General features: G+C 63.1%; 27 protein-coding genes. 17 read left to right on the forward strand and 10 right to left on the reverse strand.

Features of this window, described 5'->3' with window-relative positions:
* Positions 1 to 51: 51 nt before the first annotated feature.
* Complete coding sequence (gene rpmB / locus ACI3KQ_RS07465; protein ID WP_404956250.1) at positions 52 to 345, forward strand: 50S ribosomal protein L28; 294 nt, start codon at positions 52 to 54, stop codon at positions 343 to 345.
* Positions 346 to 454: 109 nt separating this feature from the next.
* Here rpmB and ACI3KQ_RS07470 read toward each other — a convergent pair whose 3' ends face one another.
* A complete protein-coding gene (locus ACI3KQ_RS07470) occupies positions 455 to 1,441 on the reverse strand; it encodes an esterase-like activity of phytase family protein (RefSeq protein ID WP_404956251.1) in 987 nt (328 codons plus the stop codon).
* Positions 1,442 to 1,650: 209 nt separating this feature from the next.
* Here ACI3KQ_RS07470 and ACI3KQ_RS07475 point away from each other — a divergent pair, with 209 nt between their 5' ends.
* Positions 1,651 to 2,061, forward strand: a complete 411-nt coding sequence (locus ACI3KQ_RS07475; protein ID WP_404956253.1) for a glycine zipper 2TM domain-containing protein — start codon at positions 1,651 to 1,653, stop codon at positions 2,059 to 2,061.
* A gap of 56 nt (positions 2,062 to 2,117) precedes the next feature.
* On the opposite strand, the gene ACI3KQ_RS07480 is transcribed toward ACI3KQ_RS07475, so the two are convergent.
* Both ACI3KQ_RS07480 and ACI3KQ_RS07485 read right to left on the reverse strand, forming a co-directional pair.
* Positions 2,118 to 2,357 carry a hypothetical protein gene (locus ACI3KQ_RS07480; protein WP_404956255.1) on the reverse strand — a complete coding sequence of 80 codons (240 nt, stop codon included), beginning with the start codon at positions 2,355 to 2,357 and terminating at the stop codon, positions 2,118 to 2,120.
* 61 nt (positions 2,358 to 2,418) lie between these two features.
* Positions 2,419 to 2,646: a circumsporozoite protein gene (locus ACI3KQ_RS07485; RefSeq protein WP_404956257.1), complete on the reverse strand. Its 228-nt coding sequence runs from the start codon at positions 2,644 to 2,646 to the stop codon at positions 2,419 to 2,421.
* 201 nt (positions 2,647 to 2,847) lie between these two features.
* On the opposite strand from ACI3KQ_RS07485, the gene ACI3KQ_RS07490 reads away from it, so the two are divergent.
* Genes ACI3KQ_RS07490 through metH form a run of 4 tightly spaced genes read left to right on the forward strand, consistent with a single transcriptional unit; the run spans position 2,848 to position 8,441 of the window.
* Complete coding sequence (locus ACI3KQ_RS07490; RefSeq protein ID WP_404956258.1) at positions 2,848 to 3,816, forward strand: ArsR/SmtB family transcription factor; 969 nt, start codon at positions 2,848 to 2,850, stop codon at positions 3,814 to 3,816.
* Positions 3,813 to 4,745 (forward strand): methylenetetrahydrofolate reductase, encoded by a 933-nt coding sequence (gene metF, locus ACI3KQ_RS07495; RefSeq protein WP_404956260.1) that lies wholly within the window; start codon positions 3,813 to 3,815, stop codon positions 4,743 to 4,745. Before ACI3KQ_RS07490 ends, metF begins: the two co-directional genes overlap by 4 nt.
* Positions 4,742 to 5,788 (forward strand): homocysteine S-methyltransferase family protein, encoded by a 1,047-nt coding sequence (locus tag ACI3KQ_RS07500; protein ID WP_404956262.1) that lies wholly within the window; start codon positions 4,742 to 4,744, stop codon positions 5,786 to 5,788. Before metF ends, ACI3KQ_RS07500 begins: the two co-directional genes overlap by 4 nt.
* 43 nt (positions 5,789 to 5,831) lie before the next feature.
* On the forward strand, positions 5,832 to 8,441 hold the full coding sequence (metH, locus tag ACI3KQ_RS07505) for a methionine synthase (protein WP_404956264.1): 2,610 nt from the start codon (positions 5,832 to 5,834) through the stop codon (positions 8,439 to 8,441).
* A gap of 56 nt (positions 8,442 to 8,497) precedes the next feature.
* Here metH and ACI3KQ_RS07510 read toward each other — a convergent pair whose 3' ends face one another.
* A complete protein-coding gene (locus tag ACI3KQ_RS07510; RefSeq protein WP_404956266.1) occupies positions 8,498 to 9,643 on the reverse strand; it encodes a serine hydrolase in 1,146 nt (381 codons plus the stop codon).
* Positions 9,644 to 9,801: 158 nt separating this feature from the next.
* Here ACI3KQ_RS07510 and ACI3KQ_RS07515 point away from each other — a divergent pair, with 158 nt between their 5' ends.
* Positions 9,802 to 10,659: an alpha/beta fold hydrolase gene (locus ACI3KQ_RS07515; protein WP_404956267.1), complete on the forward strand. Its 858-nt coding sequence runs from the start codon at positions 9,802 to 9,804 to the stop codon at positions 10,657 to 10,659.
* Positions 10,660 to 10,694: 35 nt separating this feature from the next.
* Here the strand turns inward: ACI3KQ_RS07515 and nadB are convergent, their stop codons facing one another.
* From nadB to purM, 5 genes are all read right to left on the reverse strand, one after another.
* Entirely contained in the window at positions 10,695 to 12,299 is a 1,605-nt protein-coding gene (gene nadB / locus ACI3KQ_RS07520) for an L-aspartate oxidase (RefSeq protein ID WP_404956268.1), read from the reverse strand.
* 5 nt (positions 12,300 to 12,304) lie between these two features.
* Positions 12,305 to 12,784 (reverse strand): endonuclease domain-containing protein, encoded by a 480-nt coding sequence (locus ACI3KQ_RS07525; RefSeq protein WP_404956270.1) that lies wholly within the window; start codon positions 12,782 to 12,784, stop codon positions 12,305 to 12,307.
* The gene (locus tag ACI3KQ_RS07530; protein WP_404956272.1) at positions 12,781 to 13,707 is read right to left on the reverse strand and encodes an ABC transporter ATP-binding protein; all 927 of its coding nucleotides are present in this window, start codon (positions 13,705 to 13,707) and stop codon (positions 12,781 to 12,783) included. Before ACI3KQ_RS07530 ends, ACI3KQ_RS07525 begins: the two co-directional genes overlap by 4 nt.
* A 115-nt stretch (positions 13,708 to 13,822) precedes the next feature.
* Positions 13,823 to 14,773: a phosphoribosylglycinamide formyltransferase gene (gene purN / locus ACI3KQ_RS07535; RefSeq protein ID WP_404956274.1), complete on the reverse strand. Its 951-nt coding sequence runs from the start codon at positions 14,771 to 14,773 to the stop codon at positions 13,823 to 13,825.
* A 112-nt stretch (positions 14,774 to 14,885) separates the two neighbouring features.
* Positions 14,886 to 15,980 (reverse strand): phosphoribosylformylglycinamidine cyclo-ligase, encoded by a 1,095-nt coding sequence (gene purM, locus ACI3KQ_RS07540; RefSeq protein WP_404956276.1) that lies wholly within the window; start codon positions 15,978 to 15,980, stop codon positions 14,886 to 14,888.
* Between the two features lie 172 nt (positions 15,981 to 16,152).
* On the opposite strand from purM, the gene ACI3KQ_RS07545 reads away from it, so the two are divergent.
* The 10 genes from ACI3KQ_RS07545 to ACI3KQ_RS07590 all read left to right on the forward strand — a co-directional run bounded on the left by ACI3KQ_RS07545 (position 16,153) and on the right by ACI3KQ_RS07590 (position 25,492).
* On the forward strand, positions 16,153 to 17,367 hold the full coding sequence (locus ACI3KQ_RS07545) for a heavy-metal-associated domain-containing protein (RefSeq protein WP_404956531.1): 1,215 nt from the start codon (positions 16,153 to 16,155) through the stop codon (positions 17,365 to 17,367).
* Positions 17,364 to 17,990 carry a chromosomal replication initiator DnaA gene (locus tag ACI3KQ_RS07550; protein ID WP_404956278.1) on the forward strand — a complete coding sequence of 209 codons (627 nt, stop codon included), beginning with the start codon at positions 17,364 to 17,366 and terminating at the stop codon, positions 17,988 to 17,990. The genes ACI3KQ_RS07545 and ACI3KQ_RS07550 overlap by 4 nt, the downstream gene beginning before the upstream one ends.
* A 17-nt stretch (positions 17,991 to 18,007) precedes the next feature.
* Positions 18,008 to 20,146 (forward strand): RNA degradosome polyphosphate kinase, encoded by a 2,139-nt coding sequence (locus tag ACI3KQ_RS07555; RefSeq protein WP_404956280.1) that lies wholly within the window; start codon positions 18,008 to 18,010, stop codon positions 20,144 to 20,146.
* A gap of 5 nt (positions 20,147 to 20,151) precedes the next feature.
* Complete coding sequence (locus tag ACI3KQ_RS07560) at positions 20,152 to 21,666, forward strand: Ppx/GppA family phosphatase (protein ID WP_404956282.1); 1,515 nt, start codon at positions 20,152 to 20,154, stop codon at positions 21,664 to 21,666.
* Between the two features lie 66 nt (positions 21,667 to 21,732).
* Positions 21,733 to 22,650 carry an acetylglutamate kinase gene (gene argB, locus ACI3KQ_RS07565; protein WP_404956284.1) on the forward strand — a complete coding sequence of 306 codons (918 nt, stop codon included), beginning with the start codon at positions 21,733 to 21,735 and terminating at the stop codon, positions 22,648 to 22,650.
* An 89-nt stretch (positions 22,651 to 22,739) separates the two neighbouring features.
* A complete protein-coding gene (locus ACI3KQ_RS07570; RefSeq protein WP_404956286.1) occupies positions 22,740 to 23,030 on the forward strand; it encodes a YggT family protein in 291 nt (96 codons plus the stop codon).
* Complete coding sequence (locus ACI3KQ_RS07575) at positions 23,027 to 23,356, forward strand: DUF167 domain-containing protein (protein ID WP_404956287.1); 330 nt, start codon at positions 23,027 to 23,029, stop codon at positions 23,354 to 23,356. The genes ACI3KQ_RS07570 and ACI3KQ_RS07575 overlap by 4 nt, the downstream gene beginning before the upstream one ends.
* Positions 23,353 to 24,246 (forward strand): bifunctional methylenetetrahydrofolate dehydrogenase/methenyltetrahydrofolate cyclohydrolase FolD, encoded by an 894-nt coding sequence (gene folD / locus ACI3KQ_RS07580; RefSeq protein ID WP_404956289.1) that lies wholly within the window; start codon positions 23,353 to 23,355, stop codon positions 24,244 to 24,246. Before ACI3KQ_RS07575 ends, folD begins: the two co-directional genes overlap by 4 nt.
* Positions 24,243 to 24,878 carry a hypothetical protein gene (locus ACI3KQ_RS07585; protein WP_404956291.1) on the forward strand — a complete coding sequence of 212 codons (636 nt, stop codon included), beginning with the start codon at positions 24,243 to 24,245 and terminating at the stop codon, positions 24,876 to 24,878. Before folD ends, ACI3KQ_RS07585 begins: the two co-directional genes overlap by 4 nt.
* On the forward strand, positions 24,875 to 25,492 hold the full coding sequence (locus ACI3KQ_RS07590) for a MarC family protein (protein ID WP_404956293.1): 618 nt from the start codon (positions 24,875 to 24,877) through the stop codon (positions 25,490 to 25,492). The genes ACI3KQ_RS07585 and ACI3KQ_RS07590 overlap by 4 nt, the downstream gene beginning before the upstream one ends.
* 47 nt (positions 25,493 to 25,539) lie before the next feature.
* Here ACI3KQ_RS07590 and ACI3KQ_RS07595 read toward each other — a convergent pair whose 3' ends face one another.
* A complete protein-coding gene (locus tag ACI3KQ_RS07595) occupies positions 25,540 to 26,220 on the reverse strand; it encodes an OmpA family protein (protein WP_404956294.1) in 681 nt (226 codons plus the stop codon).
* Between the last annotated feature and the right edge of the window lie 15 nt (positions 26,221 to 26,235).

A 26,235-nucleotide genomic window follows, 5' to 3' on the forward strand; every position in this document is an offset into this window, starting at 1 on the left:
CGTTATCCGCGCCGCTTTCTGATCGAACATGTATTACAAGGTTGATTGACTATGTCGCGCATCTGCGAGCTGACTGGCAAGGGCCGCCAGGTGGGTCACAACGTGTCCCACGCCAATAACAAGACCAAGCGTGTGTTCCTGCCCAACCTGCAGAATGTTTCGCTGATTTCCGAAACGCTGGAAACCTCGGTGAAGCTGCGCGTGTCGACCCACGGCCTGCGTTCGGTGGAACATAATGGCGGTCTGGACAACTGGCTGCTGAAGACCAACGACGAGAAACTGTCGCTCAAGGCGCGCCGCCTGAAGCGCGACATCACCAAGAAGCAGGCTGTAGCCGCAGCCTGATATCGGTTCGATTTGCTTCGGCATGAAGCGGCCTGGAAACAGGCCGCTTTTTTGCGTTCATCTTTCGCGATGTCCATGATTCGGACGGGGGTGATCGGGGCGCGGCTGATCAGAGGCGAAGCGCGAATTTCAGCAGCAGAGTGCGCTGGAAAAATTCGTGATTGTCGTCGGATACGATCCACACCATCGTCTGTCCCTGCTCCTGGCTGATAGCCACGCCTTCATAATTGTCGGCCAGCAGTGGCGGCGCCAGCCGCGCCAGGGTGCGCGCTTTCAATTGGTGATTGGGGCGGGGCGCTGCGGGCAAATCGATGATGGCCAGCGTCGCCGTGAAGAGATCCTGTAAGGTCACCCTGCGGTTGAGCACGAGCAGGCGACGATCATCGATCGCGACCACATCGGTCGGACGGTAGCCGCGCGGCGGGACGTAGCGCAGGTGGATCGGGGCGGGCGTCGCACTATCCGCCGGGTCTCCGCTGAACAGCAGCGTATCGTGGCTTCCATCGGCGGTCATGCCCATCTCCGCGATTACCAGGAAGCGGCCGTCGGGCAGGCGGGTCATGGATTCGATCGATCCGGTTTCAAGCCATGCCTCAATCTGCGGCCAGGTCCGGCATGCCTCCGCCCGCGCGAAACCTGGCGCATAGCGGCAAATCCTCTGGAGCATTTCAAATCCGACCCAATAGCGGTTTGTCGCCGGGTCACGGGTCAATGCTTCTGAATCCCACGCCCACCAAGGCTGGTGCTTGTCCTTGCCCATCACGGGCAGCGGGGCAATGAACGGGTGGCGGCTTTCGGGCCGGGGCGGGATGGCGAAACCCATGAGAGTGCCCGAATCGCTAAGCGCCAAAACCTGCCCCGCAGAATCGACGAGCAGAGACGATATGCCGCCAAAGCCGCGATGCGGGCTGCTGAGCTGCCATCCGCCCATATAATCAAGCGCGCCGACGGTACGGATCGAAGCGTCGATTGAACTGAGCGGGAGCGGCCTTATCCTGACGAGCAAAGGGCCGGGGCCGAATAGTTCAGGCTTGTTCTTGTGCGGCGCCGGCAACAGGAGGATCGCGAGCAGTAATACGATCAGGATTCGGCGCATATGTTCGCCATAGGCAATCCGGGATGCAGAACCAACCGCCATCGTGCCGAAGCTCGTCTCGGTTGCATAGGTCGGCGGCGCCAATTTGCCTGAACGGCGGCTGACACGCCCATTCAGGCTTCGCTCAACGCGAATCGCACAAAAGGGGGCAATCGATGCAGTTGCCGAACGGCAGCAGCGATCGGCAAGAATATGCGAGGAGCAACGCCATGAAGACCAAGTTTCTGATCAATATGGGGGCAGCGCTGGCCATGACCGCAGCTTCCCTCGTCGCCACCGCCGTTCCGGCACAGGCTCGCGACGGCTGGGGCCGTTACGATCGCGGCGATTATTATCGCGGCGACCGGGGTGATCGCCGTTATCGTGGCGACCATTATCGCGGCTATCGCGGCGAGCGCTATTATCGGAGCAATGGCTATCGCGGCTATCGCGGTGGTTATCGCTGCCGTGACAATGGCACCGGCGGGACGATCATCGGAGCCATCGCTGGTGGCCTGCTGGGTAATGAGATCGGCAAGGGCAGCGGGCGTTATGGACGCCAGGGTGACGGCACCACAGGCGCTATCGTCGGCGCGGGCGTGGGCGCACTGGCCGGTCGGGCGATCGATCGGGACTGCTAAGCCGGTTGGCGGAATGACATTGTAAAGAAATGGGTCGCCTTCGGGCGGCCCTTTTTTTATGGATCGGTTCGCTGGCGGTCGGCGCGTGCCGCGCTCATCGCGGCGGGGTTAAGCCCTTTGCCCTGCCGCTGGAGGGCGCTTTGGGCGTCCAGTTCGGCTGCAGCCTCATTCAGCGCGCTGGCTTCGCCGGGGCTGATTCCAGCGTCGTCGCTGGTTGCCGAGCCGCAAGCTGCCAGAAAAAGCGGTAAAAAGACCAGGGACCGCACGCTGATCGTCATGGCTGTGATGGCTTTCAAATAGAAAGGGCCGCTCCGTTTCCGGCGCGGCCCTTCCTGAAATATCATTCCCTAAAGGGAATTACATCGCGTTCGCTGCGGCGTTGTCAGCTGCATTCGCGGCGTTGTCGGCAGCGTTCGAAGCGTTGGCGGCGGCGTTTTCAGCAGCCATCATCGCGTTGTCAGCAGCGTTCGCGGCGTTTTCAGCAGCGTTGTCAGCAACGTTCGCGGCGTTTTCCGAACCGCCCGAGCAGGCAGCGAGGCCCAGCGAAGCGGCGAAAACGAGCGAAAGAGCAATAGACTTGGACATGGGCAAACCCCTCTCAGAGAAAAAACTGCGCAGACCACTCTCGGAGAAAAGTTCACCCCCCTTTGCGCCTGCGGAGCCGATTCGTAGTGAATTGGGCGACTCAAGGCAATCCCATTCCTGCGCAAGGGACCGAACATGCCTTCATCGGGCGTTCGGGGAACAAGCATTGACGTATATAAAGATTTCTTTATATATCCCTGCATGAGTGCGGCACTCGACATTTTCCGGGCGCTCGGCGACCCCACGCGATTGCGCATCATCTATCTGTTGCGGGCGATGGAACTGGCCGTGGGCGAAATCGCGCAGGTCGTGGGGCAAAGCCAACCGCGCGTGTCCCGTCATGTCCGCATCCTGTCGGAAGCGGGTTTGGTGGAGCGGCGGAAGGAAGGCAACTGGGTGTTCCTGCGTCTGTGCCGGGATCAGGGGATGGAACCGTTCCTTGCCCTCTTCGACCAGCTTTCACCTTCGGAAGGCGAGCAGTTGTGGCAGAAGGCGGATCTGGCGCGGCTGACGGCGGTGCGTGCGGACAGATCGCGCGCGGCGGACAGCTATTTCGCGGAACATGCTGAAAAATGGGACGCCATCCGATCGCTCCATGTGCCCGAACGGGATGTCGAGCGTGCGATGACGGACTTGCTGGAGGCGGAGCCGATCGGCCATTTGCTCGACATCGGCACCGGCACGGGGCGGATGATCGAATTGTTCGGCCCCCTGGCTGAGCAGGTCACTGCCCTTGACCGCAGCCCTGACATGTTGCGGATCGCCCGCGCCAAGTTGCCGGAGGATGCAGGCAAATATGCTCTGGTGCTAGGCGATTTTGGCGCGCTGCCTCTCAATCCGGGCGATGCGGATACCGTGGTGCTGCATCAGGTTCTGCACTATGCGCAGGCGCCGGAGGCCGTGATAGCCGAGGCGTCGCGGGTGACCGCAGGGGGCGGTCGGGTGCTGATCGCGGATTTCGCCGCCCATGAACGGGAAGAGCTGCGGCTGCGTGATCAGCACGCGCGGCTTGGTTTTTCCGATGAACAGATGGAAAGCTGGTTTACGCAGGCGGGACTTGATCTTGATCGGGTGGAAAGCCTGCCGGGCCATGAACTGACAGTGAAACTATGGCTGGGGCGGCGTCGCGGCGCGCATGTCCTGCCGATTGAAGGACGTATTTCCGCATGACCCTTTCCTTCCCCTCCGTCGAAGAGGCGCGGCGAGCGCTTGAAGCGCCGCTTTATGCCGATCTTGCGGGCGATCTGAATGTCAGTTTCGAATTTTTCCCGCCCAAGACGGAAAAGATGGAAGAGCAGCTATGGTCGGCGATCCAGACGCTGACGCCGCTTGGCCCCAAATTCGTGTCCGTCACCTATGGGGCAGGTGGCTCCACGCGGGAGCGCACGCATAATACGGTCGCCCGGATATCGCGCGAGACATCTTTGCAGGCTGCCGCTCACCTTACCTGCGTTGCTGCGAGTCGGGCGGAAATCGACGAGGTGGCCGACAGCTATTGGGAAGCAGGCGTTAGGCATATCGTCGCGCTGCGTGGCGATCCGCCCGAAGCGGGGACGAAATTCGTTCCCCATCCCGATGGCTATCAGGGTGCGGCCGAACTGGTCGAAGGGCTGATCAAGCGGCATCCGTTCGAAATCTCCGTCGCGGCCTATCCTGAAACCCACCCCGATGCGGCGAACGCGCAGGGCGACATCGATAATTTGAAGCGTAAGCTGGATGCGGGCGCGACGCGGGCGATCACGCAATTCTTCTTCGAGCCGGAAACATTCTTCCGCTTCCGCGACACGGCGGTGGCGGCTGGCATCACTGCGGACATCATTCCCGGCATCATGCCGGTCAGCAATTTCGGCGCCGTGCAGCGCATGTCGGCGATGTGCAATACCGACGTGCCTGGCTGGATGGGCAAGCTGTTCGAAGGGCTGGACGACTTGCCCGCCGCGCGGCAACTGGTGTCGGGCACGCTGGCGGCTGAATTGTGCCGCAAGCTCTATGCGGGCGGCGTGCGTGATTTTCATTTTTACACGCTTAATCGGGCGGAGCTGAGCTATGCGATCTGTCACTTGCTGGGGCTTCGACCGAAACTGGAGAAGACGGCATGACCGCTGAACAACGTTTTCGCGCTGTCGCGGCGGAAAAGATCATGATCTTTGACGGTGGCTACGGCACGTCGATCCAGAAGCATGGGCTGACCGAGGCGGATTATCGCGGCTCACTCGACCTGGCGAAGGACCAGAAGGGCAATAACGATTTGCTCTGTCTTACCCGGCCCGACATCGTCGAGGGCATTCATACCGCCTATCTCGACGCCGGGGCGGACATGATCGAGACGAACACTTTTTCATCCACCAAGATCGCGATGGCCGATTATGGCTGCGAACATCTGGTCTGGGACATCAACATCGCCGCCGCAAAGCTGGCCCGGCAAGCCTGTGAGAAGGCCACCGCCAAGGACGGGCGACCGCGCTTCGTCGCTGGGTCCATCGGGCCGACGAACAAGACGCTGTCCATCTCGCCTGACGTCAACGACCCCGCCTATCGCGAGGTCGATTATGATACGCTGAAGGCCGACTATCGCGAGCAGTGCGACGCGCTGATCGAAGGTGGGGTCGATTTTCTGCTGGTCGAGACCTGCTTCGACACGCTGAACGCCAAGGCGGCGGGCATGGCGGCGCGGGAGGCTGAAGCGGCGGCGGGGCGGCCAGTGCCCCTGATGTTGAGCTTTACGATTACCGACATGTCAGGGCGCAATCTGTCCGGGCACACCATCAATGCCTTTTGGTATTCGTTGCGGCATCTGAAGCCGCTGACGATCGGCGTGAACTGCGCTTTTGGGGCGGATTTGCTGCGGCCTTATTTGAGCGAGCTGGCGAAGAATGCCGACACGCTGATCCTGGCCTATCCCAACGCCGGGCTGCCCAATGAACTGGGGCAATATGATGAGTTGCCGGAAACGACCGCTTCGCTCATCCGTCAGTGGGTGGATGAGGGGCTGGTGAACATGGTCGGCGGCTGTTGCGGCACGACGCCCGCGCATATCGGCGCGGTAGCGAAGGCGCTTGAGGGGCACAAGCCTCGCGTCGTGCCGGAACTGTCGGTCGTGACGCGGCTTGCGGGCCTCGAACCGATGCATATTGCTGCGTAAGATTGTTTCCCCTTCCGCTTGCGGGAGGGGGGAAGAGAATGACATGACCCAATCCCCCGATCTTTCTGGCGCCACATTCGTCAACATCGGTGAGCGCACCAACGTCACCGGTTCGGCCAAGTTCAAGAAGCTGATCATGGCGGGCGACTATGCCGCCGCCATCGACATTGCCCGCGACCAGGTTGAAAATGGCGCGCAGATCGTCGACGTCAACATGGACGAAGGCCTGCTCGATGCGGTCGAGGCGATGACGACCTTTCTGAAGCTGATGACCTCTGAACCGGACATCAGCCGCGTGCCGGTGATGATCGACAGCTCCAAATGGGAGGTGATCGAGGCGGGGCTGAAATGCGTCAGTGGCAAGCCGATCGTCAATTCGATCAGCATGAAGGAGGGCGAGGAAGCCTTTCTGGATCACGCGCGCAAGTGCATGGCCTATGGCGCGGCGGTCGTGGTCATGGCCTTTGACGAAACGGGGCAGGCGGACACGCAGGCGCGCAAGGTCGAAATTTGCGAACGCGCCTATAAATTGTTGATGACCATCGGCTTTCCGCCGGAGGACATCATCTTCGACCCCAATATCTTCGCCGTGGCGACGGGGATCGAAGAGCATAATAATTACGGGGTCGACTTCATCGAAGCGTGCCGCGAAATCAAGGCGCGCTGTCCGCATGTCCATATTTCGGGCGGGCTGTCGAACTTCAGCTTTTCTTTCCGCGGCAATGAGCCGGTGCGGCGGGCGATGCACAGCGTCTTCCTCTACCACGCCATTCCGGCCGGGCTGGACATGGCGATCGTCAATGCCGGGCAGCTCGACGTTTACGACGCGATCGACCCGGCACTGCGCAAGGCGTGCGAGGATGTGCTGCTGAACAGCGATCCCGAAGCGGGCGATCGTCTCGTCGCGCTGGCGGAAAGCTACAAGGGCAAGGATGCAGCTTCGGAAAAGGCGGCGCAGGAATGGCGCGGCTGGCCGGTGTCAAAGCGGCTGGAACATGCGCTGGTCAAGGGCATCGACATGTATGTGGTCGAAGACACCGAGGAAGCGCGCCTGTCCGCCACCAAGCCGATCGAGGTGATCGAAGGCCCGTTGATGGACGGCATGAATGTCGTCGGCGACCTGTTTGGCGCGGGCAAGATGTTCCTGCCGCAGGTCGTGAAATCCGCGCGCGTCATGAAGAAGGCGGTGGCGCACCTGCTGCCCTTCATCGAGGCAGCCAAGGAACCTGGCGCGAAGGGCAAGGGCAAGATCATCATGGCGACCGTCAAGGGCGACGTGCATGATATCGGCAAGAACATCGTCGGCGTCGTGCTGCAGTGCAACGGCTTTGACGTCATCGACATGGGCGTGATGGTGCCGTGGCAGGACATCATCAAGGCCGCGAATGAGAATGACGCGGACATGATCGGCCTGTCCGGCCTTATCACCCCTTCGCTGGACGAGATGGTGACGGTGGCGCAGGAAATGCAGCGCGCCAACATGACCATGCCGCTGTTGATTGGCGGCGCGACCACGTCGCGCGTGCATACCGCCTTGCGCATCGACCCGGCTTTCACGGGGCCGGTCGTGCATGTGCTGGACGCCAGCCGCGCCGTGGGGGTGGCGACCGCACTGCTTTCCGAAACGCAGAAGGATGATTTCGTCACGAAGACGAAGGATGATTATGAGCATGTCCGCAAGGCGCGGGCGGGCAAGGGGCAAAGTCAGCTTTTGAGCATAGAGGATGCCCGCGCCAATGCCTTCGAAATGGACGAAGCCCTCAAGGCGCCCCGCCCGCTGCTGCCGGGCATCCACCGCTTTCCCGATTGGGACCTTAAGGACCTGATCAACTATATCGATTGGACCCCCTTTTTCCGGGCATGGGAATTGGCAGGCAATTATCCGGCGATCCTGCAGGATGAGGTTGTGGGCGAAAGCGCCACCAGCCTGTTCAAGGACGCGCAGAACATGCTGGACCGGATCATCAGCGAAAAATGGCTGACGGCGCGCGGGGTGGCGGGACTGTGGCCCTGCCGCCGGGAGGGCGACGACATCATCGTCCATGTCGAGGATGAGAAGCACGTCACCCTGCCGATGCTGCGCCAGCAGATCGCCAAGCGCGAGGGTCGGGCAAATATGTGCCTGGCCGACTTCATCAGCCATGACGGTGACTGGATAGGCGGCTTTGCCGTGTCGATCCATGGCATCGAACCGCATCTGGCGCGGTTCAAAAATGCGATCGACGATTATTCGGATATCCTGCTCAAGGCGCTTGCCGACCGTCTGGCCGAAGCCTTTGCCGAGCGGCTGCATCATTATGTCCGCACCGCCCTATGGGGCTATGCGGAAGGCGAGCAACTGACCAACGACGCGCTGATACGGGAGCAGTATCGCGGCATCCGCCCGGCGCCGGGCTATCCCGCCTGCCCGGACCACAGCCTGAAGCCGCTGCTGTTCGATATGCTGGATGCGCACCATGCGACCGGGATCACATTGACGGAAAGCCTGGCGATGTTGCCTACCGCGGCGGTCAGCGGCTTTTACTTCGGGCATGGGCAGGCCGAATATTTCGGCGTTGCCCGCGTCGGCCGCGACCAGTTGGAAGATTATGCCCAGCGGATCGGGATGGATGTGGAAACGGCGGAGCGGTGGCTGAGGCCGAATCTGGACTGATCAAGGGTTGGAGCGTGAACAGGCGGTCTACCTGTTCACGCGATACAGACTGTCCTTCACCGCTTTTCGTGATTCGCTGCGACAGCCTTTGCCACCGCCTGCATCAATTCCCATCGGCCAGGGATAGGCAATGTGGTGCTACCGATCATGACCGCCACCGCGTAGCTGGTGCCATCGGGCGCAGTCATGATGCCAATGTCGTTATAGCCGGTCGAACGTGGAGCCAGATCCTGTCCCGTTCCGGTTTTGTGGAGATATTTCCACCCCGCCGGGACGCCGCCCTTAATGCGCTGCGGCCCGGTCTTCGCCTGGCTCATGATCGATAGCAGCAGCTGGCTGGATGCGGGGGAAAGCATTTCGCCTTCCTTCAGCTTCGCCAGTGCCTTGACGATGGAGGTGGGGGCAGCGCCGTCCGGTGGACTGGCAAGATAATTGTCGAGTGCCTTTTCCCGCACAGACTTGGGAAGCCTGGACCGGGCAGCATAGAAATTGCGGCCGATCGAATAATCCTGCCGCCAATCGAGGCCCGCGGTGGTGGCTTGCAACAGCCGCTCGCCTGGGCCGAAGCGAATATCCTTGATCGTTCGCCGCGCCAGGAATCCGCGCACGGCTTCGGGACCGCCGACCGCGCGCAGCAATGTGTCGTTCGCCGTGTTGTCGCTCTGCATCATGGCCCGGCGCATCAGGTCGGCATAGCTGGTGGTCCAGCCGGTATTGCCGACAAGCGCTGCGCTCGGCTGGTGAAAGAGGGTAAGGTCTTTTCTGGTGATGGTCGTGGTGTCGGTCAGTCGGATCTTGCCCCTGTCCACCGCGTCCAGAAAGGTCATCGAAACCCACAGCTTGGATACGCTCTGCTGGGGGAAAAGTGCATTGCCATTCCATGCGACAGTCCAGTCGCTGCCGATACGGCGCACCGCAATGCCGACCTTGCCCTGGAAACTCTGCCCCAGATTGCGCACGACGCTAACCAGTGCGGGAGGCGGGGTATCCCGTTGGTCTACATCCAGTTCCTCGAAGGACTTGGGGGGATTTGCGACCCGCTTGATCGGGAAAGTGGCCGTGGTCGGCTGCACCCTTTGGGTGGCACGGGCCTGAGGCTCCACCGGAGCGCTGACGCAGGCAGACAGCGCCGCTACCAACAGAATGAGGCGGGCCGATCCGCCTTCCGGGCGCCAACCGCGCCCACCATTTCGCTTATACATTAACGTCCCCGAACTCTCCTGTGATTAGGCGCTTTGCCTCGTTCCGCTGACAAGGAAGATGCGACGAATGATTCCACATTTGCGATGTAAGGAGCCTGAACGTTTTGACGCGTAGCGCTCACCTTTCGTTCAGCCGGAATGGGCAAGGAGGCGAATGCATGAATGATCCGGTCATTAACAGGCGAAGATTGCTGCGGGTCGGGGCTGGGGCCTGCGCTGGGATGCTTTTGTTCGATCAGGGCGGCGCGAGGGCGGCGTCCGCGCCGTTCGTGTCGCGCAGGATTGCGGTGACGACGCGCGGGCAGGGGCGCGATGTCCTGTTGATTCCCGGCCTGGCGAGCGGACCGGGGCTGTGGAGCGACGTACTGGACAAGATCCCCGGCTGTCGCTGGCACCTGGTCCATGTGCGCGGCTTTGCCGGGCTGGCGCCTGACGCGAACGCCAGCGGGCCGCTGATCCAGCCGATCGCCGATGAGATTGCGCGTTACGTTCGGACCGCCGGACTGGTGCGCCCCGCCGTCGTTGGCCATAGCATGGGCGGGACTTTGGCGATGATGCTGGGGTTGAAGGCTGTGGCGGCGCGGATCATGGTCGTGGACATGTTGCCCGCAGGCGCGGCGATGGTCGGTGGCACCGCGCGCGGCATGGGCTATCTTGCCGGACAACTCAGTCAATATTTTACCGGGACCAAAGCGGGCCGCGCCTATCTGGCGCAGATATTGGCCGAAGCGCCGGGCGCGCGCGGTAGCGATCCTGATGTGATCGCCAACGCCCTGCGCGACCTGGCCAATGTCGATCTGGGGCCGCAATTGGGGCGGATCGGCGCGCCTATGGAAGTGGTCTATGCTGTCGGGTCCGATCCGGCGCAGTCAGCGCAGATCGGTCGCACTTTCCGCGCCGCCTATGCCGCCAAAAAGGATGTGAAGCTGGCCCCGATCGGTCCCAGCGGCCATGTCGTCATGGAGGACCAGCCCGCGCGCTTCGCGGCTGCGCTGAAACAGTTTCTGATCCGCTAAGGGTGGTGCGCCAGCGAGCGGTTCATCCTTCGATCTCATGGCGCCAGAACCGTATCCACAGCGGTCGGCAGCATGTCGGGATAATCCAGCGTGTAGTGAAGCCCCCGGCTTTCCTTGCGGCGGAGCGCTGAGCGGACGACCAGACGGGCGACTTCCAGCAGGTTCCGTAGTTCGATGAGGTCGGGCGTGACGCGGAAGTGGCCGTAATATTCGTCCACTTCCTTGGCGAGCAGGTCGATCCGGTGCAGCGCCCGCTCCAACCGCTTGGTCGTGCGCACGATGCCGACATAGTCCCACATGAACCGGCGGATTTCCTTCCAATTATGCTGGACGATGACTTCTTCGTCGCTGTTGCTGACCCGGCTTTCGTCCCAGGGCCGGATTCGCGGCGGCGGGGGCAGGTCGTCCCAATGCGCACGGATGTGCCGGGCTGCGGCTTCGCCGAAAACGAAGCATTCCAGCAGGGAATTGGACGCCAGGCGATTGGCCCCGTGGAGGCCGCTTTCAGTGACTTCGCCTGCCGCATACAGGCCGGGCAGGTCGGTGCGGCCATCAAGATCGATGATCACGCCGCCACAGGTATAATGCTGGGCAGGCACGACCGGGATCGGTTCTTTCGTGATGTCGATGCCGATGTCCAGCAATCGCGCGTAGATGGTGGGGAAGTGCTGCTTCACAAATTCGGGCGGCTGATGACTGATGTCGAGATGGACATAATCCAGCCCCAGCCGCTTGATTTCATGGTCGATAGCGCGCGCAACGACGTCGCGCGGTGCAAGTTCGCCGCGCGGGTCGAAGCGAGGCATGAAGCGTTCTCCGCCGCCGGGAACGCCGGGGGGGAGCTTCAGATGGCCGCCTTCGCCACGCACCGCTTCGGTGATCAGGAAATTCTTGACCTCCAGATTATAGAGGCAGGTCGGGTGAAACTGGTTCATTTCCATGTTGGAGACGCGGCAGCCCGCGCGCCAGGCCATGGCGATGCCGTCCCCGGTGGCTCCGCGGGGTGCTGTCGAGAAGAGATAGGTGCGGCCCGCTCCGCCGGTGCAGAGGATCGTCGCTTTCCCTAGCAGCGCGTCGACATGCTTTGTCCGCTTGTTGAAGGCGTACACGCCCCAGACATGGCCGTCGCCAGAGTAGCGCTCGCCATGGCGGGATGTGATGAGGTCGATGGCGACCATATCCTCGAGCAGGGTGATGTTGGGATTGGCGCGCGCGGCCTTGAGCAGGGCGACCTGCACCGCGTGGCCGGTCGCGTCATCGACATGAACGATGCGGCGATGACTATGCCCGCCTTCACGCGTCAGGTGCCAGCGCTCGCCAAATTCCTCCCCGCCGTTGAAGGGAACGCCCAGCTGCGCAAGTCGATCAATCGCGGCGGGCGCTTCGGAAACGACGAATTCCACCGTTTCCAGATTGTTGAGTCCGGCGCCCGCGACCATCGTGTCGTCGACATGCGCCTGGAAGCTGTCGCCGCCGTCCAGCACCGCGGCAATGCCACCCTGCGCCCAGTTGGTCGAGCCGCTGTCCAGCGATGCCTTGGCCAGCACCACCACCTTGCGGTCCTGCGCCAGGTTGATGGCGGCGGTGAGACCGGCGGCGCCGGAGCCGATTATGACGACATCGTGAGTGGTGGTGGGCATTACTTCTACTGCTCCCCTCCCGCTTGCGGGAGGGGCCGGGGGTGGGCCTGCGCAAGGGTGGTCTGGATGTGCGTTATGACGCCTTCGAGGTTTTTCATCACATCGGCATTGGAAAAGCGCAAGATTTGATAGCCTCGGGCGAGGCAGTAATCGTCTCGTTGCTGATCATAGGCTGCGCGGTGATCATGGCTTTCCCCATCGATCTCGATGATGAGGTTCAGTTCGCGGCAGAGGAAATCGGCGAAATAGGGGCCTATTGGCATCTGGCGGCTGAATTTGGGGCCGAGTTTGCGGGCACGGAGTTGTTGCCACAATAGTCGTTCAGGATTGGGGGCGGTGTTTCTTAGCTGTTTCGCGCGAGCTGTGTTTCTGTTTTTGAAAGGTTGCGCTGGCCCACCCCCCAGCCCCCTCCCGCTTGCGGGAGGGGGAGCAGGTGGCGTCCCCTTCTCGCTTGCAGGAGGGGGAACTGGCTGGTCTTCCTTCACGCCGCTGCCGTGAGGTTGAGGAAGACGTCCTCCAAATCCGGGTCTCTCGTGACGACATCCACGATTGAGAGGCCGCTGGCCTGGACGGCGCTTAGCACCTGTCCGGCGTTGGCGCGGTCCTTCATATAGGTGATGGTGAGCGTGCGCGGGTCGGATAGTTCGACCTTTTCGAAACAGGGGGCGTCCGGCGGGGTGGCGATGTCGCGGTCGACGGTCACTTGCACGACCTTTTCCTGCGCCATGGCGATCAGTTCGCGGGTCGGCTTGTCGGTGATCAGGCGACCATGGTTGATGATGCCGATCCGGTCGCACAGTTCCTCGGCCTCTTCGAGATAATGGGTGGTGAGGACGATGGTGACGCCCTGCGCGTTGAGTTCGCGCACATAGGCCCAAAGTTGCTGGCGAAGCTGGACGTCCACGCCTGCGGTCGGTTCGTCCAGCACGAGGATCGGCGGCGAGTGGACCATCGCCTTTGCCACCAGCAGGCGGCGCTTCATGCCGCCCGACAGGGTGCGGGCATAGGCATTGGCCTTATCCTCCAGATGCACGGCGCGCAGCAGTTCCATCGAGCGGCGGCGTTCCTTGGGCACGCCATAATAGCCCGCCTGATTTTCCAGCGTTTCGAACGGCGTGAAGAAGGGGTCGAAGACGATTTCCTGGGGCACGATGCCGATGCTGTTCTTGGCGTTGCGGGGGTTGTGGTCGATGTCGAAACCCCAGATCTTTGCGCTGCCGCTGGTCTTGTTGACGAGGCCAGCGAGGATGTTGATCGTCGTCGACTTGCCCGCGCCGTTGGGGCCGAGCAGGCCGTAAATCTGCCCGCGCGGGATGGTCAGGCTGATATTGTCGAGCGCGCGCTTGCCGCCCGCATAGACTTTGGTGAGGTTTGTGATTTCGATGGCGGCGGTGGGGCTGTCGGTCATGGCTGCCTATGTGGTGCGAAACCGCTGAAAATGGAAGTGGAGGTGCTCCTGCGCAGGCAGGAGCCCAGTTCGGCCGTTTCCACTGGGTTTCTGCCTGCGCAGGAACACGTCTTCCTTAAAATTCGTCCGCAATGTCCATAAGGCCGAGCAGCTTCTTGGGGGCGATGTCCCGCCAGCTTTTCGCCAGACGGTCGTCAATATGGTCCCAGTCGGTGTCGCCAAGGTCGAGGCGGATGCCGACCCAGCCGTCGCCGAAATAGGCGGGGCGGAAATAGCGGGCGGGGTCGCTGTCGATCAGCATCGCCTGTTCTTCGGGCGCGGTGGTCTTGACGAGCAGGGCGGTAATGTTGTCGCTATGATGATCATGGCTGAAATAGGCGAACTTCTTGCCCTTTTCGATGCCGAAGCAGGGCATGCCGTGCGATGTCACCTCGTCCGCCTGGGGGAGGGCGAGGGCGCGTTCGCGAACCTTGGCGAGCAGCCATTCGGGCTGGCGCTCGCGGGTGACGAAGTCGGCGAGGGTGCGGGAATAGAGCTGATGCTCGGCGATGAGGATGCGCGCGGCCAGGCTGTCGGCAGTGTCGCCCGGCAGGATGGCGACCTCCGTCTGCGCCAGCACCGGGCCGTCGTCCAGTTCGCTGGTGACGACATGGACCGAGCAGCCCGCATGGCTGTCGCCCGCGTCGAGCGCCTTTTGGTGGGTGTCGAGGCCCTTATATTTGGGGAGGAGGCTGGGGTGGATGTTGAGCATCCGGTTTTCCCAGCCCGCGACGAATTCGGGTGAGAGCAGGCGCATGTAACCGGCGAGGGCGACATATTGGACGCCAGCTGCCCGCAATTGCGCGTCGATGATCTGATCGAACTCGGCGCGTTTCATGCCTTTATGGCTTTGGGCGAAGGTCGGGATGCCTTCCGCTTGTGCGAGGGTGAGGCCAGCGGCGTCCGGATCGTTGGCGGCGACGAGGACGATTTCATAGGGGCAGGACGGATGCTTGGCGGCGTAGAGCAGCGCCGCCATGTTGGACCCCCGCCCGGATATCAAAACGCCGACTTTTGCCTTTTGCATGGGGAACTCCCCTCCCGCTGGCGGGAGGTGTCGGGGGTGGGCTTGCTCAAGCCGACCCCTGTGACATGCCCTCCCCTAACCCCTCCCGCCAGCGGGAGGGGGATTGGTTGATCTAACCCAGATGCGTGGCGGTCCAGTCGGCCTTGGCGCTCCAGGTTTCCTGGCTGCCTTTGACGGTGCAGCCTTTTTCGCCTGCTTCGATAATGCCGACGCGGACGACCGTTTCGCCTGCGGCTTCCAGCTCGGCGGTGACGCTGTCGGCCGCGTCAGCGTCCACGGCGAGCACCATGCCGACGCCGCAGTTGAAGGTGCGGGCCATTTCTTCCGGCTCGATATGGCCCTGCGCTTGCAGGAAGGCCATCAGGCGCGGCTGTTCCCATGCGTCGGCATCGACCACGGCATGGCAGCTTTCGGGCAGGACGCGGGGGATGTTTTCGAGGAGGCCGCCGCCGGTGATGTGGGCGAGCGCGTTGATCTTGCCGCCGCGCACGAGCGGGAGCAGTGCCTTCACATAGATGCGGGTGGGAGCCATCAGCGCGTCGATCAGCAGCACTTCATTGTCGAAGATGGCTGGGCGGTCGAGCTTCCAGCCCTTGTCGGCGGCGAGGCGGCGGACGAGGGAGAAGCCGTTGGAGTGGACGCCCGAGGAGGCGAGGCCGAGGAGGACGTCGCCAGCCTTCACCTTGTTGCCGGTGAGCGCTTGGGACCGTTCCACAGCGCCGACGCAGAATCCGGCGAGGTCATAGTCTCCGGCGGCATACATGCCCGGCATTTCGGCGGTTTCGCCGCCGATCAGCGCGCAACCAGCTTGCTTGCAGCCTTCGGCGATGCCAGCGATCACGCGTTCGGCGACGCCGCTCTCCAGCTTGCCGGTGGCGTAATAGTCGAGGAAGAAAAGCGGCTCCGCGCCCTGCACGATGAGGTCGTTGGCGCACATGGCGACAAGGTCGATGCCGACGCCGTCATGGCGGTCATGGTCGATCGCGAGCTTGAGCTTTGTGCCGACGCCGTCATTGGCCGCGACCAGCAGCGGGTCGTCATAGCCAGCGGCCTTCAGGTCGAAGAAGCCGCCAAAGCCGCCCAGTTCAGCGTCAGCGCCAGGACGGCGGGTCGCCTTGGCCAAGGGGGCGATGGCGCGGACCAGCGCATTGCCTGCCGCGATGTCCACGCCAGCTTTGGCGTAGCTATAGGATTCGGTGTCGCTCATGGCTGGCCCCACTAGAACAATGACGCGGAAAACGGAACGGTAAATGGGTTGCCGCTTGGCATCGGAGGCAAATCTCGCCAAAAGGGCGCGCGTGAGCCTTTCCGCACCCATTCAACGCCCGACTTTCCGGCTTTCCTCGCTGCTCCACCTGCTGTCGCGGCCCGTCCAGATCATGGCGGCAGTGGCGCTCGGCCTGGCCGCCGCCGCGCTGTTCGCGCAGATGGAGGGCGAACGTGGTGTGCCGCCTATAGCCAGCGGCGGCGATTATCAGGTCAGCGGGATCAAGGTCGATGTGCTGGGCAAGGACGCGAACAGCGCCCGCGAGGCCGGCTGGCGGCTGGCGCAGCGGCAGGCATGGCGCATGTTGTGGACCCGCACCCATGGCGCGGCGGGCATCCCCAGTCTTTCCGATTCGCAACTGGAAGCGATGATTTCCGGCATAGAGATCGAATATGAACAGATCGGCCCGACCCGCTATGTCGCGACGCTTGGCATGCTGTTCGACCGCGCCCGGACCGGGCAATTGCTGGGCGTTTCGGGGCAGGTCGTCCGATCGCCGCCATTGCTGGTCATACCGGTCATGTGGGACGGCGGGTCGGCCGTGTCCTATGAGCGCATCAATGAATGGCAGAAGGCGTGGGCGCGTTTTCGCACCGGGGAAAGCGCCATCGATTATGTGCGGGTCAGCGGTTCGATTGCCGACCCCATCCTGTTGAACGCCGGGCAGACCGGTCGGCGCGGACGGCTGTGGTGGCGCGTGCTGCTGGACCAATATGGGGCCGCCGATGTGGTGGTGCCGATCGCCCGGCTGGAACGGCAATGGCCCGGCGGGCCGGTCACCGGCACCTTCACAGCCCGCTATGGCCCGGACGACCGGCTGATCGGCGCCAGCTTTTCGCTGCGCGCATCGACCGAAAGCGCCATCCCCCAGATGCTGGACGAAGCGGCACGGCGGATCGACCAGCTTTATACCGCCGCCCTTAATGATGGCCGACTGAGGCCCGACCCTTCGCTGATCATCGAAGAGCCGGTGAATCCCGACGCGCTTGAGATCGAAAATGCCGCCGAACAGCCGCTGAATGGCTTTGAATTGCCCGGTTCGCAGGGTGGGGTCAGCAGTTTTTCGATCCAGTTCGATACGCCGGACGTAGGATCGGTCACCCAGGGAGAGGCCGCCTTGCGCGCTGTTCCGGGGGTGCGATCCGCCAGCACCAGCAGCCTGGCGCTGGGCGGCACGTCCGTCATGCAGGTCAGTTATGAAGGATCGGCTGAAGCGCTGCGCGCGGCGCTGCAGGCGCGCGGCTATGGCGTGAGCGTGGCTGGCTCCACCTTGCGCATCAGGCGTCAGGGTGCGGCCCCGGCGACCGGAGCGCCGGTCCCGCAATGAGCCAGATCAGCCTGCCGTTCGACTGGCCAGGGCAGGGAGCGGACGATGACTATCTGGTCAGCGAGGCCAATCGCATTGCCGTCCGCCATCTGGAAGGCTGGCAGGGCTGGCCGCTGGCGGTCACCGTGTTGGGCGGGCCGCCGCTGTCGGGCCGTTCCATGCTGGGACGTCGTTTCGCGGCCTTGAGCGGCGGGGTCGTGATCGACGACGCGCAGGGGCAGGACGAGCTGTTGCTTTTCAACGCATGGAACGACGCGCAGACCAGCCGTCGGCCGCTGCTGTTGATTGGACGGGAATCGCCGACGCAGTGGCAGGTCGCGCTGCCTGATTTGCGTTCGCGGCTGGCCGCTGCTCCGTTCATTTCCATCGCGCAACCCGATGAGCCATTGGCCCGCGCCCTGATCGAACGGGCGCTGGCGCGGATGGGCGCGGCCCACGCGGCGGACCTGCCCGACTGGCTGCTGCGCCGGATCGAGCGAAGCTATGCCGCTATTGCCGGGGTCACACATGTCCTGAATGAGGCGGCGTTGTCATCGGGGCGTAAGATTTCCGTCGCTATGGCGAAAGAGACCCTGCACGGGTCCGCATTTTTGCCTATAGTCCCGGATGACCGTCATTTTTGATCCAGCGCGAGTGAAACGTGGCCGAAGCTGATCCCTCCGCCAGCATGATCCTGCCGGGCGACCGCTATTTCAACCGGGAACTGTCCTGGCTGGCGTTCAATCGGCGCGTGTTGGAAGAGGCGATGAACCGCGCTCATCCATTGCTGGAACGGCTGCGTTTTCTGTCCATTTCTGGCGCGAACCTCGATGAATTTTTCAGTGTCCGGGTTGCGGGGCTGAAGGGCCAGCAGTTGCAGGATGTCGACATGCGTTCAGCCGACGGCCTGACCCCGGCGCAACAGCTTGCCGCCATCGCCGACGAAACGACGCGCCTGATGGTGGCGCAGCAAAAGGTCTGGGGCGCGCTTCACGGCGAATTGACGCAGGTCGGAATAGAGGTGATCGGCCCCGGCAGCGAAATGGACAAGGCGAGCGAAAGCTGGCTGCGCGAGCATTTCCTGACCCAGGTTTTCCCCATCCTGACGCCTCAGGCGCTGGACCCTGCCCACCCATTTCCCTTCATTCCCAATCAGGGACTTTCGATCGTCTTCGACCTTGAGCGCCTGTCCGACCGGCAGCCGATCCGGGAACTGGTGATGATCCCATCCTCGCTGGCGCGTTTCGTTCGGGTGCCTGGTGATCATGCCCGCTACATGGCGCTTGAAGCGGTGATCCGGCGTTTTTCCGCTGACCTGTTCCCCGGATATCGCGTTCGCAACAGTGGCGTGTTTCGCATCATCCGCGACAGCGACATCGAAATCGAGGAAGAGGCGGAGGATCTGGTCCGCCATTTCCGCAGCGCCATCAAGCGTCGCCGCCGGGGTCGTGTCATCCGTCTGGAGATTGAAGAGCGGATTCCCGAACCGGTCGAGGAAATGTTGCAGGACATGCTGCAAGGGCATGAGGCGATGATCGCGGAGGTCGAGGGTTTCGTCGGCATCGGCGATTTGTCGGGCGTGGTGGATGAAAACAGGCCTGATTTGAAATTCGAGCCGTTTGCCCCGCGATTCCCGGAACGCATTCGTGAATATGGCGGGGATTGTTTCGCGGCGATCCGGGCGAAGGACATTGTCGTCCATCACCCCTATGAAGCGTTTGACGTGGTCGTTTCGTTTTTGAAACAAGCGGCGTCGGACCCGGACGTCGTAGCGATCAAGCAGACGCTGTACCGCGCGGGGAAGCAGTCGGCGATTATCCGCGCCCTGATCGACGCCGCCGAAGCGGGCAAGTCGGTGACGGCGGTCGTGGAGCTGAAAGCGCGGTTCGACGAGGAGCAGAACCTGATGTGGGCCGCGGCGCTGGAGCGCGCGGGCGTGCAGGTGGTCTATGGCTTCATCGACTGGAAAACCCATGCCAAGGTGTCGATGGTCGTCCGCCGGGAGGGCGAGGCGTTTCGCACCTACTGCCATTTCGGGACGGGCAATTATCACCCGGTTACGGCGCGCATCTATACGGATTTGAGCTTCTTTACCGCGGACCCGGCCTATGGGCGCGACGCGGCGGCGCTGTTCAACTATATCACCGGCTATGTCGAACCGCAGCGCCTGGAAAAGCTGGTCATGAGCCCGCGCGACCTGCGCAACCGGCTGTGCGATCTGATCGACGCGGAAATCGGCCATGTTCGCGCCGGGCGGCCCGGCACCATATGGGCCAAGATGAATTCGCTGGTCGACCCCGCCATCATCGAAAAACTATATGCGGCCAGCAATGCCGGGGTCCAGATCGACCTGATCGTGCGCGGCATATGCTGCCTGCGTCCGGGCGTGCCGGGCATGTCGGCCAATATCCGCGTGAAGTCGGTGGTCGGGCGTTTCCTGGAACATAGCCGCATCACCGTGTTCGGCAACGGCAAGGCGCTGCCCAATAACGGCGCGAAAGTCTACATCAGTTCAGCCGACTGGATGCCGAGGAATTTCGACCGCCGCGTCGAGTTCCTGGCACCGGTGGAAAATCCGACCGTGCACGACCAGATTCTGGACCAGGTGATGGTCGCCAACCTGATCGATACGGAACAGAGCTGGGAACTGGACCATGACGGTCATTATGCGCGGGTCGATCCGAGCGACCGGCCATTCAACCTGCATCGGTATTTCATGACCAATCCGTCACTGTCGGGCCGTGGCGCGGCGATCGACAGCGGGGCCGTGCCGACGCTAAGGCTGCGAGGGCGGGGCTGACACCGATGAATTCGATGTTGAGCCAGGTCCGGGCGATCGCCGACACTATGGTGACATCGCCCGCCAATGCGAAGGCGCGCACGGCCATCATCGACATCGGTTCGAACAGCGTCCGGCTGGTCGTCTATGACGGACCCCGCCGCATCCCTTTCACCCTGTTCAATGAAAAGGTGATGGCGGGATTAGGGGCGTCGCTGGGCCGCACCGGACAGATTGAGCCGGAGGCGATGGAGCGGGGGCTGCGCGCCATCAGCCGATTTGCCCATCTGTGCCGCGACATGGACGTGCAGGAAGTCCGCTGCGTCGCCACCGCCGCCGTGCGCGACGCCGCCAATGGCCAGGATTTCATCGTTCGCGCCAAGGCGATGGGACTGGACGTCGAATTGCTGTCCGGCGCGCAGGAAGCGGTGGCGGCAGGCTATGGCGTGCTGTCGGGCATACCCACGGCGAACGGTATCGTCGGCGACCTGGGCGGCGGCAGCCTGGAACTGGCGCGGATCAGGGACGGGGCCGTGCACGAAACCATTTCCCTGCCGCTGGGCGTGCTGCGCCTGCCGCAAATCCGGGCGAAGGGTCCGTCTGCGCTGGAACGGCAGGTGAAGAAGATGCTGGCGAAGGCGGACCCCGGCATCGAACCCGGCCTGCCTTTCTACATGGTCGGGGGGTCGTGGCGGTCGCTGGCCCGTTTCGACATGCAGCTTACGCAATTTCCGCTGCCGGTCGTCCACCAATATGCGATGGACGCAAGCCGCGCCGAACAGTTGACCCGCATCGTGTCCCATGTCGGCCGCGCCCGGTTGAAGGAGATTCCGGCGATGACGGGATCGCGCATCCCGACCCTGCCGGACGCCGCCGCGCTGCTGTCCGTCATCGTCCGCCAGTTGAAATCGAGCGAGCTGATCGTTTCGGCCTATGGCTTGCGCGAAGGGCTGTTGTTCGGCGACCTGCCGCCCGCCATCCGTGCCCATGACCCGTTGCTGGTCGCGGCGGAGGCGGAAGGGGAGGCGCAGGGGCGCTTTGCCGGTCATGGCGACATGGTCGACCGCTGGATCGCGCCGCTGTTCCTGGACGATGGCGAAGCATGGCGGCGCATCCGCCGTGCGGCGTGCCTGCTGGCCGATGTCGGATGGCGCGCGAACCCGGATTTCCGCGCGGAACGCGGCGTGGAGATCGCGCTGCACAGCAATTGGGTGGGCATCACCGTTGCGGAACGGGCGATGCTGGCGCAAGCGCTGCACAGCAATTTCGGCGGTGGCGCGACCATAGCGGCGGGGATCGAAGGCCTGGCGTCCGCTGCCGCGCTGAAAAGAGCATCGCTATGGGGTCTGGCGATTCGGTTGGGCCAGCGGCTTTCGGGCGGGGTCGAGGGGCCATTGCTGGCGTCCAAGCTGGAAATGGCGGGCGATACGCTGGAATTGCGATTGCGTGGCGTCGACACGGACCTGTTCGGCGAAGCGGTGGAACGGCGGCAGCGTCATCTGGCGCAGGCCATGGGCGTCAAATATCGGATGGCCTGGTGAGGCGGGTGGCCTGGTGAGGCGCGCTCAAGGTTCTGCCGAAACTTGCCCCCGTTCCCATATGGCCTTATGCGCGCGCGCATGAACAATAAGCACGCCCCCGATCCCGCGCTCCTCGCAAAGGCCGAAACCCTGGTTGAAGCGCTGCCCTATATGCAGCGTTATGCCGGGCAGACATTCGTCGTCAAATATGGCGGCCATGCGATGGGCGACCCCGAAGCGGCGCGCAATTTCGCCGAGGACGTCGTGCTGATGAAGGCGGTCGGCATCAATGTTGTCGTCATCCATGGCGGCGGACCCCAGATCGGCGCGATGCTGAAGAAGCTGGGCGTCGAATCGCGTTTCGTGAACGGGTTGCGCGTGACCGATCGGGAAACGGCGCAAATCGCCGAAATGGTGCTGGCCGGGTCGATCAACAAGGAAATCGTCAGCTGGATCACTGGCGCGGGTGGGCGGGCCGTGGGCATTTCGGGCAAGGATGGCGGCCTGGTCCTGTGTGAAAAGGTCGGCAGTTCGCGCGCGCCCGACCCCAATTCGGGGATCGAGCGGAACGTGGACCTGGGCTTTGTCGGCGATCCGGTGAAGGTCGACCGCAGCATATTGGACACATTGTCGGCCAGCGGCATCATTCCGGTGGTTGCGCCGGTGGGGATCGGTGCCGACGGCGAAACCTATAATGTGAACGCCGACACGATGGCGGGCGCAATCGCGGCGGAACTGCATGCTTCGCGATTTTTCCTGCTGACCGACGTTGCGGGCGTGCTGGACAAGCAAGGCCAGTTACTGACCGATCTGGACCCGGCGGCGATCAAGCTGTTGCAGGAGGATGGCACCATCAGCGGCGGCATGATCCCCAAGCTGGAAACCTGCGTGAAGGCGGTGGAAGGCGGGGTCGACGCAGCGGTCATACTGGATGGCCGGGTGCCCCATGCGATGCTGCTGGAAATCTTTACCAAACGCGGCGCGGGGACGTTGGTGCGGCGGTGATCCCACGCCCATCTGAGGAAATCGGACTGGCCGCCTTGTAGGCCGGTGCCTGCCTCGGCTACAGCACCTGCAATCAAATCGGAGACGGCATGGCCTACGCGCTCTATCAGATTATCGTCATCCTGCTCGACGTGCTGTGGTGGATCATCATCATCCAGGCGATCATGAGCTGGCTGATCGCCTTCAACGTCATCAATACGTCCAGCGACGTGGTCCGCACCATCATCATGGCGCTCGATCGGATGACAGCGCCGATCTACAATCCCATCCGCCGGGTCATGCCTGACCTGGGGGCGCTCGACCTGTCGCCCATGGTCGTGCTGTTGGCGATATTGATCATCCGCCAGGCGATCCTGCCGCCGATTTTCGGACTGGTGTGACCGTCTGGAGCCAGGACGGCGACGACCTGGTCCTGGCCATCCGCCTGACGCCCGGCGCATCGCGGGACGACGTTGCGGGGCGGTGGACCGATGAAAAGGGGGCGGACTGGCTGTCTGCGCGCGTCCGGGCCGTGCCGGAAAAGGGCAGGGCCAATGTGGCGCTGATCGTCCTGATGGCGAAGTGGCTCGATTGGCCCCGCAGCGCGATTTTTCTGGAGTCAGGCGACACCAACCGGCTAAAGCGGCTGCGGATCAAGGGCGGCGGTCAGGCGTTGGCATTGTCGCGGCTTACCACCATCATCATGGAACGGGTTGAGGCAGCATGACCATCGGCAAGATCATCGACGGCAAGGCGTTCGCCGCAGGACTGCGCGCTCGCGTGGCGGAAGGGGTTGGGGCTTTCGTGGCATCGACCGGGCGCAAGCCGGGCTTGGCGGTCGTGCTGGTGGGCGAGGATCCGGCCAGCGCCGTCTATGTCCGCAACAAGGGCAAGATGACGGTTGAGGCGGGCATGGAAAGCCTGGAATTCAAGCTGCCCCCCAGCATCGGCGAGGACGAATTGCTCGACCTGGTGGAAGAATTGAACGCCGATGGCCGCGTGGACGGCATTCTGGTCCAGTTGCCGCTGCCCGACCATATTGACGAGGCATCCGTCATTGCCGCCATCGATCCGGCCAAGGATGTGGACGGGTTTCACGTGGTCAATTCCGGTCGGCTGGCGACGGGTCAGGAAGCGTTGGTGCCCTGCACACCGCTGGGCTGCGTGATGCTGCTGAAGGATGAACTGGGCGACCTGTCCGGCATGGAAGCGGTCATCGTGGGTCGGTCCAACATTGTGGGCAAGCCGATGGCGCAACTGCTGCTGGCTGAAAACTGCACCGTGACGGTTGCGCATAGCCGCACCCGCGATCTGGCTTCAGTCGTGCATCGGGCCGATATCGTCGTGGCCGCCGTGGGACGCGCCGAAATGGTGAAGGGCGAATGGATCAAACCCGGCGCGACCGTGATCGACGTCGGCATCAATCGCGTGACCGATACGGAAGATGGCAAGGCGCGAATCGTGGGCGACGTCGCCACTGCCGAAGCGCTGGCCCATGTTCGCGCCATCACTCCGGTGCCCGGCGGGGTGGGGCCGATGACGATAGCCGTCCTGTTGCGCAATACGCTGGTCGCCGCTCATGCCCGCGCGGGGCTGCCCAAGCCGGAGGGGCTGTGAAGGCAAGGCGGTTCGTTCTGATGGTGAGCGTGCTGATCGCGCTCACCGCAGCACGTCCGCCCATGCGCCATCAGCCCGATCCAAGTTCGGTTTTCGCGACCGAAATCGCGTTCAACCGCCTGGTGCGGGACAAGGGGCAGTGGACCGCCTTCCGCGAAATGGCGGCGGATGACGCCATCATGTTCGTGCCCGAACGGGTAGTGGCGAAGCAATGGCTGAAAGGTCGCGCCGATCCGGCTCAGCCCGTCAGTCGGACGCCGTCCACCATCTATGTTTCCTGCGACGGCAATAGCGCCGCGTCGACGGGCAACTGGGCGGGGGCTGACGGCGCCGTGGGCTATTTCACCACGATCTGGCGCCGGGACAAGAAGGGCGCGTGGAAGTGGGTGCTCGACCATCGCGATGTGCTGGCCGTTCCGCGCGAGGCACCGGAATTCCTGGTCGGCAAGGTGGCAAGCTGCAAGCCCCGGCCAACGGGTGACGCCGCCGCTTCGGTCCCGCCGGTCGATGAAAGCCTGATCTGGAGCGCGGACGCGTCCCCTGGCGGCGGTCGGCATGTAACCGTGCGCATGTGGAACGGCAGCGCCTATGACATGGTGATCGACGACCGCGTGGCGGGCGGCGGCGCATGACCGAGCTGTTCATTTCCGCTTTCGTAACGCTGTTCGTGGTGATCGACCCGTTGGGGTGCGCGCCGATCTATGCCAGCCTGACGAGTGGAGCCAGCGGTCCGCAGCGGCGCGCCATGGCGATCCGGGCGGTCGGCATCGCGACGGCGATTTTGTTGATCTTTGCCTTGTGGGGCAAGCAATTGCTGGGCGTGCTGGGCATCGCGCTCGACAGTTTCCGCATTGCGGGCGGCATCATGCTGTTCATCATCGCGATGGACATGGTGTTCGAAAAGCGCACCCAGAGGCGCGAAGACCGGGCGCACAAGATCGCCGAAACGCCTGAGGTCGAGGATGTGTCGGTCTTTCCGATGGCGATGCCCATGATCGCTGGGCCGGGCTCCATCGCGACCGTGATGCTGTTGATGTCGCGCGCCGACGGGATCGGTGAGCGATCGGTCGTCATGGCGGCGGTGTTGGCGACGCTGGGCCTGATGCTGGTTTCGCTGCTGGCCGCCGGGCCGATAATGGCGCGGCTGGGCGCGCGGATCGAAGCGGTGATCACCCGGCTGCTGGGCGTGTTGCTCGCCGCATTGGCAGCGCAGTTCGTGATCGATGGGCTGAACGCGAGCTTTTAGGTGGGAGACCGGGCACCCGCTGGAGGCGAGCGCCCGGTCCGTGAGAATTACGTCCGCACGTCGTTTTCCGTGATCGGCGCGATCTTGATTTCGACGCGGCGGTTGCTTGCCTTGCCTTCTTCGGTCGAATTCGACGCGATGGGCTGCGTTTCGCCATAGCCGCGCGTGGCGATGCGCGCAGACTGAACGCCGTGGGTGGTCAGATAGCTGGCCACCGCCTGGGCGCGCCGTTCGGAAAGGCCCTGATTATAGGCGTCGGTGCCATCGCTATCGGTGTGGCCGTACACGTCGATATAGGTTTTGGGATATTGGGCCAGAACCGCCGAAACGTCGTTCAGCGTCGGCTGGAACTGGGGCTGCACGGCGGCGCTGTCATAGTTGAAGGTGATGCCAGAGGGCATGCGCAGGACCAGATTGTCGCCGTCGCGGATCACGTCCACGCCGCTGCCCGCGGTGTCTTCACGCAATTTGCGTTCCTGCGCGTCCATGTAGGCGCCGATCCCTGCGCCAGCGACTGCGCCGATGCCTGCGCCCAGGATCTTTTCAGTCCGGTCGCGCCTGCCGCCGACCAGGTCGCCCAGCAGATAACCACCCAGCGCGCCGCCGATCCCGCCGATGGCGGCCTTCGAAATCTGACGCTGGCCCGTGTTGGGGTCGGTCGTGCAGGCAGTGGTAGCCAGCATGGCCGCCAGCCCTGCGGTGCCCAAGATACGATGAGAAATCCTCATTTGTTCAATTCCCTT

The sequence above is a fragment of the Sphingobium sp. ZW T5_29 genome, assembly GCF_044987515.1.
Classification (GTDB): domain Bacteria; phylum Pseudomonadota; class Alphaproteobacteria; order Sphingomonadales; family Sphingomonadaceae; genus Sphingobium.